A 15,198-nucleotide genomic window follows, 5' to 3' on the forward strand; every position below is an offset into this window, starting at 1 on the left:
TGATGGCAGAGAGGTCACACCCGTTCCCATACCGAACACGGAAGTTAAGCTCTCTAGCGCCGATGGTAGTTGGGACCTTGTCCCTGTGAGAGTAGGACGTCGCCAAGCAAATAAAGCACGAGTCAATTGACTCGTGCTTTTTTATTTCCTAAGAAATAGGGGATTGTTGATCTAATAAAAACAGTAAAACATAGTAAGGGATTTTCTTTGTAGAGATTCCTAAAAATTGATAAATAAATGGGTAATCTTCGGAGGCATAGCTTCCTAATAAGTCGTACCACCAGTCGGTCTCGTAGCGAGAAATCATGCTTAAATTGTAGAGCAATAAATAATGTATGAGTGGTTCTGGTAAGAATAATTTACAACTTCTTACGTCTTTAGTTATTGGCAAATAGTAAGTGCTGGTGTTGCAATCAAAAGATAAAGGTGTACTGTACAAAGGGTTCCATGTTTTAGTGGAAGCTGAGAATAGTAGATCAGATTCAAAGGTTTCACTTGGTGTGTACTGTATACTGAGATGTTTACAAGATGTTTCTATGTAACGAGAAAAACGCTCTTTCGTCATATGTAGACGATCAAGTATGTTGGAAGAAAATGAAATATGATGTTCGTCTACCGTATGAACCGTATATAACATTTTCTCTTTTTGACTATACTGGAATAAGGTTTTTAATTCGGGGATTTTCCCCATTAGTTCTAACATAATAAATTTCTCGGCCTCCAAGTGTTTCATGTGAAACATCCGTTCTGCAACATGGGTGAATAATCCATTCTTCTGCACTTTAACCTCATCCTCTAAAAACTGATATCCTTGTTTTTTTCGTTTACGTGTTGTTACTCCATGTGCCAAAACTGTTGTTGTTTCTGGATAGTTAGGATCAACAGTTAATAAGCACGCTTTTAAAAGTTGACTCATTCCATAAAATAACAGCATAGGTTGGATTGAAAAAGGTGCAGTTTTACATAATTCATAATAACTTTTTCCGTGCTCTAAGTAATAAATAAAAGGGTAACAATTTTCGAAGCTTTTTTTTTCAGCGTTTTCAATAGGTAATTTTTCATAACAGCGGGCAAGATAACGCTGTACATGTTGGGATGAAAAAAAGAAACTTAATTGCTGCCAAGTATGAGATGTATGATGCATATATTACGCTCCTTTTATTATCTAAAAATTCTAACATTTACGCACTTTCTTGACAGTATTTTAACCAATTGTTAAGCTACTAATAATAATTTCTGGTATCATGGGGGGAACAATTATGTGGGAATCTAAATTTGTTAAAGAAGGTTTGACATTCGATGATGTATTACTTGTACCAGCGAAGTCAGATGTATTGCCAAGAGAAGTAAGTGTTAAGACAGTTCTATCTGAAAGCTTGCAGTTAAACATTCCTTTAATTAGCGCAGGAATGGATACAGTAACAGAAGCTGATATGGCCATTGCAATGGCACGTCAAGGTGGTTTAGGGGTTATTCATAAGAATATGTCTATCGAGCACCAAGCTGAGCAGGTTGATAAAGTAAAACGCTCTGAAAGCGGCGTTATTTCAGATCCTTTCTTTTTAACTCCGGATCATCAAGTATATGATGCAGAGCATCTTATGGGAAAATATCGTATCTCAGGTGTACCAATTGTAAATAACTTAGAAGAGCAAAAATTAGTTGGTATTATTACAAACCGTGATATGCGTTTTATTCAAGACTACTCTATTAAAATTTCCGATGTAATGACAAAAGAAAAGTTGATTACAGCTCCAGTTGGCACTACGCTAGAAGAAGCTGAAAAGATCCTACAGAAATATAAAATTGAAAAGCTCCCTCTTGTTGATAATAACGGTGTATTACAAGGGCTTATCACAATTAAAGATATTGAAAAAGTAATTGAGTTTCCAAACTCAGCAAAAGACAAGCAAGGTCGTTTGTTAGTTGGAGCAGCAGTTGGTGTAACTGCAGACGCTGTTCTTCGTATCGATGCGTTAGTAAAAGCAAACGTAGACGTAATTGTACTTGATACAGCTCATGGACATTCTCAAGGTGTTATTGAGAAGGTGAAAGAAGTTCGTGCAAAGTATCCAGCATTAAATATTATTGCAGGTAACGTTGCCACAGCTGAAGCGACACGCGCATTAATTGAAGCAGGTGCAAATGTTATCAAAGTTGGTATTGGACCAGGTTCTATTTGTACAACACGCGTTGTAGCTGGTGTTGGTGTACCACAATTAACAGCTGTATATGATTGTGCGACAGAAGCTCGTAAGCACGGTATTCCAGTCATTGCCGATGGTGGTATTAAATACTCTGGTGATATGGTAAAAGCTTTAGCGGCAGGGGCACACGTTGTAATGCTCGGTAGTATGTTTGCTGGTGTAGCAGAAAGCCCAGGAGAAACTGAAATTTATCAAGGGCGCCAATTTAAAGTGTATCGCGGTATGGGTTCTGTAGGAGCGATGGAAAAAGGAAGTAAAGATCGTTACTTCCAAGAAGGTAATAAAAAACTTGTTCCAGAAGGTATCGAAGGCCGTGTGCCATATAAAGGACCTTTAGCTGATACAGTTCACCAATTAGTTGGTGGTTTACGTGCAGGTATGRGGTATTGCGGAGCAAATGACTTAGAATTCTTACGTGAGAATGCACAATTTATTCGTATGTCAGGTGCTGGTTTACGTGAAAGTCACCCACATCACGTACAAATTACAAAAGAGGCACCAAATTACTCTTTATAATGTCTTATATGTAAATAGATGGAGATTTGATATCTCTGTCTATTTTTTTTTGATTATGTTAGAATAACGGTTATGTGAGTACAAAGATATTGGGGGTAAAAGAAGTGAAAGGTATGTTTTGCAAGCGATTCATTGCAATGGTAACAGTGCTTACACTATTTTGTAGCATGTTTGTTACATATGGTAGTGCATCGGCAGAAACAGGTGCTGCTTTAAATGTTGAAGCAGGAGCAGCCATTTTAGTAGAAGCAGATTCTGGAAAAATTTTATATCAAAAAAATGCAGATGAATTATTAGCGATTGCTAGTATGACAAAAATGATGAGTGAATACTTAGTTWATGAAGCGGTGGCTAAAGGGAAACTTAAGTGGGACCAAAAGGTAAAAGTTTCTGAATACGCACATACGATTTCACAAGATCGCTCATTATCAAACGTTCCATTGGAAAATGGTGGCTCTTACACGGTAAAAGAGCTATATGAAGCGATGGCAATTTATTCTGCAAATGGAGCAACAATTGCTTTAGCTGAAGCAATTGCAGGTAAAGAAGCAGATTTCGTAAAAATGATGAATGATAAAGCAAAAGAGCTTGGATTGAAGAATTATAAATTCGTAAACTCTACTGGCTTAACAAATCATGATTTAAAAGGACAACAACCTGAAGGTACAACTCCAGACGAGGAAAATAAAATGTCTGCTAGAGATTGTGCAATTTTAGCACAACATCTTATTCAAGATTTTCCAAAAGTATTAGAAACAGCTAAAATTCCGAAAAAAGTATTCCAAGAAGGTGGAAAATATCCTATTAAAATGGATAACTGGAATTGGATGCTAAAAGGATTAGTTAAGGAATATGAAGGTGTAGATGGTTTGAAAACAGGATCTACTCCAGAAGCTGGAGATTGTTTTACGGGTACAGCTGAAAGAAATGATATGCGTTTGATTTCTGTCGTTATTAAAACAAATTCTCATACAGCACGTTTTGACGAAACAAAGAAATTGTTTGATTACGGTTTTACAAACTTTGAAGTGAAAAAGGTATATCCAAAAGGATCTACGGTAAAAGGACATGAAACTGTACGAGTAGAAAATGCGAAAGATAAAGATGTAACAATTCAGACTAAACAAGCAATTACGCTTCCGATGTTAAAAGGAAGTAAAGACGTCTATAAAACAGAATTTAAAGACGTAAGTAAAGATAAAGAAGCACCAATTAAAAAAGGTACAACACTTGGTCAAATGGTTATATCACCTAAAGATAATAATGATCCTGGATTCCTATTAGGTAAATCATTACAAGTAGATCTTATTACAAAATCAGAAGTAGAAAAGGCAAACTGGTTTGTACGTTCTATGCGTGGTATTGGTTCTTTCTTTAGTGGTATTTGGAACAGTGCTGCTGACACAGTAAAAGGTTGGTTTTAAGAGCTCCTCGTTGTAGGAGCTTTTTTTATTCCTATTTTTCATACCGACTTTATGAAAAAGTAGTGGACAAGTCTCTAATAGTTAGTGGTAGAATGTAAGAGTATTCTCAATTTTCGCCGTTAATGGGGAAAAGCAATTCACCTAGGGGGGTTTTTGTACATGACAAATGTAACAGGGACAGAACGTGTAAAACGTGGAATGGCAGAAATGCAAAAAGGCGGCGTTATCATGGACGTAGTTAACGCTGAGCAAGCAAGAATTGCAGAGGAAGCGGGCGCAGTTGCTGTTATGGCACTAGAGCGCGTTCCTGCAGATATTCGTGCAGCAGGTGGCGTTGCACGTATGGCAGATCCAACAATTGTTGAAGAAGTTATGGGTGCTGTATCAATTCCAGTTATGGCAAAATGCCGTATTGGTCACCTCGTGGAAGCACGTGTACTGGAATCATTAGGGGTAGACTACATTGATGAGRGTGAAGTATTAACTCCAGCTGATGAAGTATATCATTTAAATAAACGTGATTACACTGTTCCATTTGTATGTGGATGTCGTGATATTGGAGAAGCAGCGCGTCGTATTGCAGAAGGTGCATCTATGCTTCGTACAAAAGGCGAGCCTGGAACAGGGAACATTGTAGAAGCAGTACGTCATATGCGTCAAGTAAACGCAGAAATCCGTCAAGTTGCGAGCCTACGTGAAGACGAATTAATGACATATGCAAAAAATACTGGTGCTCCGTATGAAGTATTACTTGAAATCAAACGTCTTGGTCGCCTACCAGTTGTAAACTTTGCAGCAGGTGGTGTAGCAACGCCAGCAGATGCTGCATTAATGATGCAACTTGGTGCAGATGGTGTGTTCGTAGGATCTGGTATCTTCAAATCAGAAAACCCAGAAAAATTTGCACGTGCTATTGTTGAAGCAACGACACATTACGAAGATTATGAGCTAATTGCAAGCCTTTCTAAAGGATTAGGTACTGCAATGAAAGGTGTCGAAATTTCAACATTATTACCAGAACAACGCATGCAAGAACGCGGTTGGTAATTAAAGGAGATTTTCAAATGGTTAAAGTCGGTGTATTGGCTCTTCAAGGAGCTGTTCGCGAGCATGTAAAGGCAGTTGAAGCAAGTGGTGCAGATGCTGTAATTGTAAAGCGTGTAGAGCAACTTGAAGAAATTGATGGTCTTATTTTACCAGGCGGTGAAAGTACAACAATGCGCCGTCTTATCGATAAGTACGATTTTATGGGGGCACTTCGTGAATTTGCGAAATCTGGTAAACCAATGTTCGGTACGTGTGCAGGTATGATTTTGCTTGCAAACAATCTTATTGGTTATGAAGAATCTCATATTGGCGCTATGGATATTACAGTTGAACGTAATGCGTTTGGACGCCAAAAGGATAGCTTCGAAGCTGCTCTTTCAATAAAAGGTGTAGGGGAAGACTTTATTGGCGTGTTTATTCGTGCACCATACGTTGTAAGTGTAGGAGATAAAGTAGAAGTTCTTTCTATGCACAATGATCGAATGGTAGCAGTAAGACAAGGACCATTTTTAGCAGCTTCTTTCCATCCGGAGTTAACGGATGACCATCGTGTTACAGCATATTTTGTACAGATGGTGAAAGAGGCGAAAATGAAAAAAGTTGTATAAGTAACTTGCAACTTGTGTAAGATTATAGTAAATTGATGATAACAATTTTATAAAATAAACGTGTTGATAGGAAGTAGTAACAAATGATGTTTCTTATAGAGAGTCGGTGGCTGGTGGAAACCGATAGAAACAGTTTGTGAATCCATCCTGGAATGAAATGTGGAATATCTTTATGATTAGTAAACATTTCCGGTGAAGAGTCGTTATTTCTACTTGAGAGGAAAGCAATATTGCTTTCAACTAGGGTGGCAACGCGGGTTAACTCCCGTCCCTTTTTACAGGGACGGGAGTTTTTTGTGTTTTATAAAATAAAAGGAGGAATATATAATGCTTGATATTAAATTTTTACGCACGAATTTTGAAGAAGTAAAAGAAAAATTACAGCATAGAGGCGAAGATTTAACTGATTTTGGTCGTTTCGAAGAACTAGATACAAGAAGAAGAGAATTACTTGTTCAAACAGAAGAATTAAAGAGCAAGCGTAATGAAGTATCTCAACAAATCTCTGTACTAAAGCGTGAAAAGAAAGATGCAGAAGCGTTAATCTTAGAGATGCGTGAAGTAGGAGAGAAAGTAAAAGATCTTGATAATGAGCTTCGTACAGTTGAAGAAGATTTAGAGAGATTAATGCTTTCTATTCCAAATATCCCACATGAATCTGCACCAATCGGCGAAACAGAAGATGATAACGTGGTAGCGCGTACTTGGGGAGAAGTAAAAGAATTTAACTTTGAACCAAAACCTCACTGGGATCTTGCAACTGATTTAGGGATTTTAGATTTTGAGCGTGCTGCTAAAGTAACGGGAAGCCGCTTTGTATTCTATAAAGGTGCAGGTGCAAGATTAGAACGTGCTTTAATTGGCTTTATGCTGGATCTTCATACTGATGAACATGGATATGAAGAAGTTTTACCTCCGTATATGGTAAACCGTGCAAGTATGACAGGAACGGGACAACTTCCAAAGTTTGAAGAAGATGCGTTCCGTATTGAGAGTGAAGATTACTTCTTAATTCCTACAGCTGAGGTTCCTGTAACAAACATGCACCGTGACGAAATCTTAAGTCCAGAGCAATTACCAATTCGTTATGCAGCATTTAGCTCTTGTTTCCGTTCTGAAGCAGGATCAGCTGGACGCGATACGCGTGGTTTAATCCGTCAGCATCAATTTAATAAAGTTGAGCTTGTGAAATTTGTTAAACCAGAAGATTCTTATGAAGAATTAGAAAAATTAACAAATGATGCGGAACGCGTGTTACAATTATTAGGTCTACCATATCGTGTTATGAGCATGTGTACAGGAGATTTAGGATTTACAGCAGCGAAGAAATACGATATTGAAGTATGGATTCCAAGCTATGGCACGTATCGTGAGATTTCTTCTTGTAGTAACTTCGAAGCATTCCAAGCAAGACGTGCGAATATTCGCTTCCGTCGTGAGCCGAATGCAAAACCAGAACCTGTTCATACACTAAATGGATCTGGACTTGCAATTGGACGTACAGTTGCAGCTGTTTTAGAAAACTATCAACAAGAAGATGGTACAATTATAATTCCAGAAGTTCTTCGCCCTTATATGGGAGGGAAAACAGTTATTAAATAAATTGAAACTTTCATCGGTATGAGTGTTGTCAGTGAAAAAATTGTAGGAAAAGGAGGTTGTTTTTTCCTTTTCCTACAATTTATTATGGTGTACTTGACTAACTGTTTTTCTTTTGATATTATATTTGATGTCAATATGGAGGTATACCCAAGTCTGGCTGAAGGGATCGGTCTTGAAAACCGACAGGCGGCGAGAGTCGCGCGGGGGTTCGAATCCCTCTACCTCCTCCAGATATAATTGACAACAGCGCATATAAGTGGAGATTGGAGAACTCGTTACCAACACGTAACGAGTTTTTATTTTAAAACCAATCAGAAAGTATGATGTAAGGCGAGAAAAAGCCTTATGAAACACTCATATTCCGATGATTATCTTCATAGATATGAAAGGAGTCAACATGGATCTTATTATACAAACGTTTCCTTTAGATGGAAAAACTTTATACTATGTACAATGTCCAGTCTGTAAGAACAATAGAATTTTAAATAGTGGTGCAAACGTATCACGTATTATAAGTGATGATACATTCCGCAAACTTTGCGGTTGTACTTGTAATGTGAAGAAAGAATTGAAAAAAGTAGAAGCACCGAAACAAACTACGAAAAAAGAAGTAGCTCCAAAACGTACTGGTAAAGTATTAACAGCAATCATTAATGGAAAAGAAATGACCGTTAAAGAAATTGCTGAGACATATGATATTAGTACAAGTACGGTTCGTCAGCGTATTAATGCTGGGAAACCAGAGAGCGAAATTATTGCTCCAACGAAAAAGAAAAAGTAAGTTAATAGGAAAACCCGTGCATCCGCACGGGTTTTTTATTTTACAAGCTTACGTGTTTGTTTTAAGAAATGACCAATTTTCTTAATAATTGGTTCAATTGAGTCTTCATCCTTTAAAATATCGTATTCATTAATATTTAAGCGTAGGACAGGACATGAATTAAAGTTATTAATCCAGTTTTCATAACGTCCGTGCATTTCTTGCCAATACTCAATTGGAGTTTGTTGTTCCATAGGGCGACCACGTTCTTGAATACGACTGACAATATCATCAAAAGAACCTTCTAGATAGATTAATAAGTCTGGGTGTGGGAAGTAAGGTGTCATAACCATTGCATCGAATAACCCTTTATATGTTTCATAATCTGTTTCTGTCATTGTTCCTTTTTCGTGATGCATTTTCGCAAAAATGCCAGTATCTTCATAGATAGAACGATCCTGTACAAAGCCACCGCCGTATTCGAAAATTCTTTTTTGTTCTTTAAATCTTTCTGCTAAAAAATAAACTTGTAAGTGAAAGCTCCAGCGCGTGAAATCAGCATAGAACTTATCTAAATATGGATTTGAATCTACTTTTTCAAATGATGTTCGGTAACCTAAAGCATTGGCAAGTGTGGTTGTCATAGTTGATTTACCAACGCCAACTGTACCAGCAATTGTAATTACTGCATCATTTGGTATATCATACTTTTGCCTTAAATTCATTGYTATTTCGWCYCCTTTAAGAGTGTATTTTGGAGRGTAGATAAAATTACATTTAGATCGTCACTGTTCTTCACGAAATCCATGTTATCTCCATTGAATTTTAATACCGGAATATCAGGATGGTCCTTTTTAAAAGCATCCATTGCCGTTTCATAATCTTTAGTGAGTTGTAGTAAGTAATTCGGATCCATGTTTTTCTCAAATTCACGTCCACGCATTGCAATTCGTTTTTGTAATGTTTCTAGACTTGCTGTTAAATATACAATGACATTTGGTACGGGCATATCTTGCGTAAGAATACGATAAATTTGCATGTACTTGTCATATTGAGCGTCTTTTAATGAGCGAGATGCAAAAATTAAATTTTTAAGTATATGATAATCTGCTACCACTGGTTTACGATGATTCAAGTATTTTATATTAATGTCTTCCAATTGTTTATAGCGATTGCAAAGAAAGAACATTTCTGTTTGGAAACTCCATTCTTCAATGTTTTCATAAAATTTCCCTAAGAAAGGATTTTCATCGACAATCTCTTTTAATAAATGGARTTGCATGTGAGTTGAAATTTCCTTCGCTAGTGAAGTTTTTCCAACACCGATAGGTCCTTCAACCGTAATAAATGGTACTCCGGTCACGCTGTTTCCTCCTTTCAATTCATAATTTCCTGTAAATAAAAAGCACAAAACAGAATTATTGTAGCACAAGAGGGAAGCAAGCGGACTAATTTGCCATAAAAAGTTGGAAAATCGACGCATGCTATTCAAGTTTTAATTGAAAAGAGGGTGTAATATTTGCCTTTAATGTTGTTTCCATTATTTTTAAAGCGTGTTTATTATCTTGATCAGAGTTAGAAGCAGTGCAATCTTGAGGTACATATAGAGTATAGTTCCTCATATGAGCGTCATTGGCTGTAAAAAGGATGCAGATGTTTCCTGCAATCCCTGTTATGATAAGTTTTTCAACTTTTAAATGTCCTAATAAAGAATTTAAGGGAGTTTCATAAAATGCTGAATAATGTGGTTTAATAAACACATAATCATCTGCCCCGGGAGCGATTGCTTGTATAATGTTTTTGCTATAATTATTTGTACAATGAGTAATAAGTTGATCGATATCAGCTCTCCATAGTTGATAGTGATCGTTAATATAAATAACAGGATAACCATTCATTTTCATTGTTTGTTTTAAGTGTAAAATAGGATCTGTAATCATTTTACATTTTTGTGCGAGGATTGGTCCATGCGAGAATTGGAAGTCGTTAATCATGTCAATAATGAGCAATGCGGTATTTTTCATATGTAATCACCCTTCCTTTTTCTTTAGAGTGGATTGAATGTATGAAAGTTATCCCGTATCTGTAAGGAGAAGTGTAATTGAATAGTATGTATATSAATATAAATTGAAAMMYTGACATAAAACCTTTCTTTTTGGGCTGGAGAGAGAATCCGATCATGCGTAGAAGCATTCAGATCCTTTTCCTGCGCCATGTCAAGTGAAAACAAAAGGATAAAATGAGTGGAGTTTACTTTTTGTTCTGCGTAGCAAGGGATTATATGTCCGAAAATCAAAATGGATTGATATAGTAGTAAAGGGTTATAATACTTTATTCGTAATGAGAGGACTGTATTATGGAACAAGATATTTATTTTATGCAGCTTGCAATAGAAGAAGCGAAGAAAGCTGAAGAAATACAAGAAGTTCCGATTGGAGCTGTTATTGTACTCGGTGGGGAAGTAATCAGCGTTGCTCACAATTTAAGAGAGACAGAGCAACGATCAATTGCTCATGCAGAGTTATTAGCTATAGATGAAGCTTGTAAAAAGTTAGGTACGTGGCGTTTAGAAAATGCAACGTTATACGTTACATTAGAACCATGTCCAATGTGCGCAGGTGGAATTGTGTTATCCCGTGTAAAACGTGTTGTATATGGTGCAAGTGATCCAAAGGGTGGATGTGCAGGCACTTTAATGAACCTTTTAACGGACGAGCGTTTTAATCACCAATGTGAAGTAGTATCTGGTGTGATGGAAGAAGAATGTGGCATGTTGTTAACGAATTTTTTTAGAGAACTTCGTAAAAGAAGGAAAGAGAAGAAGGGAAAATTGGATAAAAATACAGGTACTTAACATATTTGCAATTTATGAAGAAACAAGTTATACTGATATTGCCTTCATTAAGGCAACCGAATATTGGTTTTAACTTTGCCGTGCTAAGCGGGGAGGTAGCGGTGCCCTGTACTCGCAATCCGCTCTAGCGAGGCCGAATCCCTTCTCGAGGTTATGTTACTGTAAGGCCTGCCTTAAGTAAGTGGTGTTGACGTTTGGGTCCTGCGCAACGGGACCCCGTGAACCTTGTCAGGTCCGGAAGGAAGCAGCAATAAGCGGGTTTTCTCGTGTGCCGCAGGAGTGCCTGAACCGAGCTAACTGCTTAAGTAACGCTTATGGTACGTAATCGACAGAAGGTGCACGGCAGTTATATATGTATACAAAACTCACCTTATATAAAGAGGTGGGTTTTTTGTATAGAAAATAACTTTTGGAATCTATAAACAGAATGGGTTATAATATACAAGATAATAACCTTTGAGGGAGGCCGTATTTTCGTGTCATACCAAGCGTTATACCGAACATGGAGACCGCAAAATTTTGAAGATGTAGTCGGTCAAAAGCACGTAACAAAAACGTTGCAAAATGCCCTTCTTCAAGAGAAAGCTTCGCATGCTTATTTATTTTCAGGCCCGAGAGGAACGGGTAAAACGACAATTGCAAAAGTATTTGCAAAGACAATTAACTGTGAGCATGCTCCAGTAGCTGAACCTTGTAATGAATGCCCTGCGTGTTTAGGTATTACACAAGGGTCTATTTCGGATGTATTAGAAATTGATGCGGCTTCAAATAACGGTGTAGATGAAATTCGAGATATAAGAGATAAAGTAAAGTATGCCCCAAGTGCAGTGAGATATAAAGTGTACATTATTGATGAGGTCCACATGCTTTCTATGGGAGCTTTTAATGCGCTTTTAAAGACGTTAGAAGAACCACCACAACATGTTATCTTTATTTTAGCGACTACAGAGCCTCATAAAATCCCACCTACAATCATTTCACGCTGTCAACGTTTTGAATTTCGGAAGATATCAGTACATGATATTGTAGAGAGATTAGCGACGGTTGTTACAAATGAAGGTACAAAGGTAGAAGATGAAGCATTACAAATTGTTGCACGTGCTGCTGAGGGCGGTATGCGTGATGCACTCAGTCTGATCGACCAAGCTATTTCTTATAGCGATGAAGTAGTTACGACTGAAGATGTCTTAGCGGTAACGGGTTCTGTTTCTCAACAATATTTAGGTAACCTTGTAGAATGTATACGCGAGAATGATGTATCAAGAGCATTGCGTATTATTGATGATATGATGAGTAAAGGAAAAGACCCAGTTCGTTTTATGGAAGATTTCATTTACTATTATCGTGATATGCTCTTATATCAAACTTCACCACAATTGGAACATATGTTAGAACGGGTAATTGTAGATGATCAGTTCCGTATGCTAAGTGAAGCGATGCAACCTGAGATGATTTATGAAATTATTCATACGCTCAGTAAGGGGCAACAGGAGATGAAGTGGACAAATCATCCGCGAATTTTCTTAGAAGTTGTTATGGTGCAAATTTGCCAGCAATTTATGGTGCAGACAAATGGTGCAGACCGTTTGCAAGCAATTATGAATAGAATGCAACAACTAGAAAAAGAACTAGAACATGTGAAGAAGAATGGTGTACCAGCTGGTGCGCAACAGGAAGTAAGAGAGATACGTACAACGCCAAAACCTGTGCGGACAGGAAGTATGAAAATACCTGTTGGACGGGTACATGAAGTATTAAAGCAAGCGAAACGCCAAGATTTAGAGCAATTAAAAGGTATATGGGGTGAGCTGCTAGGAAGACTTAAATCCTATAATAAAGTAGCGTTTGCTGTATTATTAGAGAATAGTGAACCAGTTGCAGCTTCTGAAGATTCTTATGTGTTAGCTTTCCAATATGAGATACATTGCAAAATGGCAAGTGAAAATCGTGATGCAATGGATACCGTAGAACAAATTCTTTTTGAATTGTTGAGTAAAAGGTTGAATATGATTGCAATTCCAAAGAGTGAGTGGGGGAAAATTCGCGAAGAGTTTTTACAACGTGAAGGTGGAAATTCAGAAGAAGCTGCGGAACAAAAAGTAGATCCTCTCGTAGAAGAGGCGGTAAAATTAGTAGGGCAACAACTTATTGAAATAAAAGAATAACAACAATTAGGAGGAATTTATTATGATGCGTGGTGGAATGGGAAATATGAATAACATGATGAAACAAATGCAAAAAATGCAAAAGCAAATGGCGAAAGCACAAGAGGAACTTGGTGAAAAAACAGTTGAAGGTACAGCTGGCGGCGGAATGGTTACCGTTATTGTAAATGGTCACAAGCAAATTATTGAAGTGAAAATTAAAGAAGAAGTTGTAGACCCAGAAGATATCGAAATGTTACAAGACCTTGTGTTAGCTGCAACAAATGATGCACTTAAGCAAGCTGAGGAACTTTCAAACTCTACAATGGGGCAATTCACAAAAGGCTTAAACTTACCAGGTGGAATGTTCTAGTAGGAGGATATTGATATATGCATTATCCAGAACCGATTTCAAAGCTTATCGATAGCTTTATGAAGTTGCCGGGGATTGGTCCGAAAACGGCAGTCCGATTGGCTTTCTTCGTGTTAGATATGAAAGAAGACGACGTATTAGACTTTGCTAAATCACTTGTAAATGCAAAGCGAAATTTAACATACTGTTCTGTTTGTGGACATATTACAGATCGTGATCCTTGTTATATTTGTGATGATTCACATCGTGACCAATCGGTTGTTTGTGTTGTACAGGAAGCAAAAGATGTAATCGCAATGGAAAAAATGAAAGAATATCAAGGTGTCTATCATGTGCTTCGTGGTGCAATCTCACCAATGGAGGGAATTGGACCGGAGGACATTAATATTCCACAGTTATTAAAAAGGTTACAAGATGAAACTGTACAAGAAGTTATTTTAGCAACGAACCCGAATATTGAAGGGGAAGCTACAGCGATGTATATTTCCCGCCTCTTAAAACCGACAGGTATTAAAGTGACTCGTATTGCGCATGGTCTTCCCGTTGGTGGAGATTTAGAATATGCGGATGAAGTAACGCTATCGAAGGCTCTAGAAGGCCGTAGAGAAATATAAGAGGAGAAATCAAAATGTTTTTTCAAAAAAAGGGCAAGTTGCGAAAAGAATATGATGATAAGTTAATTGCTGTATTAGAAAAAGTGAAGAATGAGTGGTTACGTCAAAAAAGGATGGTAGAACAAAGTGTCGAACCATCTCAAGATGTACTATGTTCTTTGAAAATAGCAGAAGCAAAATACTTTTTCTTACTAAAAGAAGCAAAAAGGCGTCCTGTAAAAATGGAGCAATGGTAAAAGACCCTGTTTTTTAAAATAGGGTCTTTTCTTTATACTATTATTCTCGGGCGGCGAAATCTCAATCTAAAAATTCGGCGGAATTATGAGTGATCAATTGCTCGTAAAATCCCGATCAGTGAGAACTAATAATTAGTAGGGATGAATCCCCACGCTGATTAAAATAATTGAACGGTATTTTTTGCTTCCTTGTCCCATACAAATAGAGTGTATAGGTTATATAAGGAGGGGGAAAATGAACGCTACATTGATTATTGGTGGAATTCTTGCTTTGGTATTTGTTTTGCTGATTTTTGGCGCTTCAGTGAAGCCGTTGCACTTCATAGGAAAGATATTCGTTAAAGTGATGATAGGTGTAGTATTATTGTTTGCCGTTAATGTGATTGGAACATATTTTGGTTTTCATATTCCAATTAATATTGGTACAGCTTCTATTTCTAGCATTTTGGGGGTGCCGGGTATTTGTGCTTTAGTTATCATTAAATTATATATAATGCCAGGATGAATAACATTTTGGCATTTATTTTAAAAAAGTGAAAAATAGTGTTGACTTATTAATTGTTAATGTGATAAATTAATAAGCGTCGTCAACGACAAAAGAAAAAAGAAGTTGACGAAGTGATTGAGAAATGTTATATTGTAAAAGTCGCTGAAACGCGATGTTGAACTTTGAAAACTAAACGAAACAAACAACGTGAAACGTCAATTTTTATTTTAGATGCTAGACAAACTAACTTTATTGGAGAGTTTGATCCTGGCTCAGGATGAACGCTGGCGGCGTGCCTAATACATGCAAGTCGAGCGAATGGATTA

At 37.2% G+C, this 15,198-nt stretch carries 16 protein-coding genes, 1 tRNA gene, 2 rRNA genes, 1 other RNA gene and 1 other annotated feature; of the genes, 16 read left to right on the top strand and 4 right to left on the bottom strand.

Annotation, left to right across the window (positions count from 1 at the left end; genetic code table 11):
- A 5S ribosomal RNA gene (rrf, locus tag AC1DIT_RS22670) occupies positions 1-108 on the top strand; the annotation flags it as partial.
- Positions 109-148: 40 nt separating this feature from the next.
- Here rrf and AC1DIT_RS22675 read toward each other — a convergent pair.
- A complete protein-coding gene (locus tag AC1DIT_RS22675) occupies positions 149-1,144 on the bottom strand; it encodes a YaaC family protein (RefSeq protein WP_016116855.1) in 996 nt (331 codons plus the stop codon).
- A gap of 115 nt (positions 1,145-1,259) precedes the next feature.
- On the opposite strand from AC1DIT_RS22675, the gene guaB reads away from it, so the two are divergent.
- From guaB to AC1DIT_RS22710, 7 genes are all read left to right on the top strand, one after another.
- Positions 1,260-2,723, top strand: a complete 1,464-nt coding sequence (gene guaB, locus AC1DIT_RS22680; protein ID WP_476998417.1) for an IMP dehydrogenase — start codon at positions 1,260-1,262, stop codon at positions 2,721-2,723.
- Between the two features lie 104 nt (positions 2,724-2,827).
- Entirely contained in the window at positions 2,828-4,147 is a 1,320-nt protein-coding gene (locus AC1DIT_RS22685) for a serine hydrolase (RefSeq protein ID WP_476998418.1), read from the top strand.
- Positions 4,148-4,306: 159 nt separating this feature from the next.
- Positions 4,307-5,194, top strand: a complete 888-nt coding sequence (gene pdxS, locus AC1DIT_RS22690) for a pyridoxal 5'-phosphate synthase lyase subunit PdxS (RefSeq protein WP_476998419.1) — start codon at positions 4,307-4,309, stop codon at positions 5,192-5,194.
- 17 nt (positions 5,195-5,211) lie between these two features.
- The gene (pdxT, locus tag AC1DIT_RS22695; RefSeq protein WP_016116858.1) at positions 5,212-5,802 is read left to right on the top strand and encodes a pyridoxal 5'-phosphate synthase glutaminase subunit PdxT; all 591 of its coding nucleotides are present in this window, start codon (positions 5,212-5,214) and stop codon (positions 5,800-5,802) included.
- A 54-nt stretch (positions 5,803-5,856) separates the two neighbouring features.
- Positions 5,857-6,078, top strand: a binding site (T-box leader).
- Between the two features lie 51 nt (positions 6,079-6,129).
- Positions 6,130-7,404: a serine--tRNA ligase gene (serS, locus tag AC1DIT_RS22700; protein ID WP_016116859.1), complete on the top strand. Its 1,275-nt coding sequence runs from the start codon at positions 6,130-6,132 to the stop codon at positions 7,402-7,404.
- Between the two features lie 137 nt (positions 7,405-7,541).
- Positions 7,542-7,634 (top strand) — tRNA-Ser (locus AC1DIT_RS22705).
- A gap of 167 nt (positions 7,635-7,801) precedes the next feature.
- On the top strand, positions 7,802-8,185 hold the full coding sequence (locus AC1DIT_RS22710; protein ID WP_016116860.1) for a sigma factor-like helix-turn-helix DNA-binding protein: 384 nt from the start codon (positions 7,802-7,804) through the stop codon (positions 8,183-8,185).
- Between the two features lie 35 nt (positions 8,186-8,220).
- Here AC1DIT_RS22710 and AC1DIT_RS22715 read toward each other — a convergent pair whose 3' ends face one another.
- The 3 genes from AC1DIT_RS22715 to AC1DIT_RS22725 all read right to left on the bottom strand — a co-directional run bounded on the left by AC1DIT_RS22715 (position 8,221) and on the right by AC1DIT_RS22725 (position 10,188).
- The gene (locus AC1DIT_RS22715) at positions 8,221-8,889 is read right to left on the bottom strand and encodes a deoxynucleoside kinase (RefSeq protein ID WP_016116861.1); all 669 of its coding nucleotides are present in this window, start codon (positions 8,887-8,889) and stop codon (positions 8,221-8,223) included.
- A 2-nt stretch (positions 8,890-8,891) separates the two neighbouring features.
- Positions 8,892-9,527 carry a deoxynucleoside kinase gene (locus tag AC1DIT_RS22720; RefSeq protein WP_476998420.1) on the bottom strand — a complete coding sequence of 212 codons (636 nt, stop codon included), beginning with the start codon at positions 9,525-9,527 and terminating at the stop codon, positions 8,892-8,894.
- A gap of 121 nt (positions 9,528-9,648) precedes the next feature.
- On the bottom strand, positions 9,649-10,188 hold the full coding sequence (locus AC1DIT_RS22725) for a cysteine hydrolase family protein (protein WP_016116863.1): 540 nt from the start codon (positions 10,186-10,188) through the stop codon (positions 9,649-9,651).
- Positions 10,189-10,520: 332 nt separating this feature from the next.
- Here AC1DIT_RS22725 and tadA point away from each other — a divergent pair, with 332 nt between their 5' ends.
- The 8 genes from tadA to AC1DIT_RS22765 all read left to right on the top strand — a co-directional run.
- Positions 10,521-11,018, top strand: coding sequence for a tRNA adenosine(34) deaminase TadA (gene tadA / locus AC1DIT_RS22730; RefSeq protein ID WP_016116864.1), 498 nt, complete (start codon positions 10,521-10,523; stop codon positions 11,016-11,018).
- A 78-nt stretch (positions 11,019-11,096) separates the two neighbouring features.
- Positions 11,097-11,361, top strand: an RNA gene (gene ffs / locus AC1DIT_RS22735) — signal recognition particle sRNA large type.
- 133 nt (positions 11,362-11,494) lie between these two features.
- Entirely contained in the window at positions 11,495-13,183 is a 1,689-nt protein-coding gene (dnaX, locus tag AC1DIT_RS22740; RefSeq protein ID WP_016116865.1) for a DNA polymerase III subunit gamma/tau, read from the top strand.
- A gap of 25 nt (positions 13,184-13,208) precedes the next feature.
- Positions 13,209-13,535, top strand: coding sequence for a YbaB/EbfC family nucleoid-associated protein (locus tag AC1DIT_RS22745; protein WP_170927980.1), 327 nt, complete (start codon positions 13,209-13,211; stop codon positions 13,533-13,535).
- A gap of 17 nt (positions 13,536-13,552) precedes the next feature.
- Positions 13,553-14,149, top strand: a complete 597-nt coding sequence (gene recR, locus AC1DIT_RS22750; protein ID WP_003194165.1) for a recombination protein RecR — start codon at positions 13,553-13,555, stop codon at positions 14,147-14,149.
- Between the two features lie 14 nt (positions 14,150-14,163).
- A complete protein-coding gene (locus tag AC1DIT_RS22755; protein ID WP_016116867.1) occupies positions 14,164-14,385 on the top strand; it encodes a YaaL family protein in 222 nt (73 codons plus the stop codon).
- A 235-nt stretch (positions 14,386-14,620) separates the two neighbouring features.
- The gene (locus AC1DIT_RS22760; protein WP_016116868.1) at positions 14,621-14,890 is read left to right on the top strand and encodes a pro-sigmaK processing inhibitor BofA family protein; all 270 of its coding nucleotides are present in this window, start codon (positions 14,621-14,623) and stop codon (positions 14,888-14,890) included.
- Between the two features lie 231 nt (positions 14,891-15,121).
- Positions 15,122-15,198: ribosomal RNA gene (locus AC1DIT_RS22765) — 16S ribosomal RNA — on the top strand; the annotation flags it as partial.

This window comes from Bacillus sp. 05T22, from assembly GCF_056396765.1.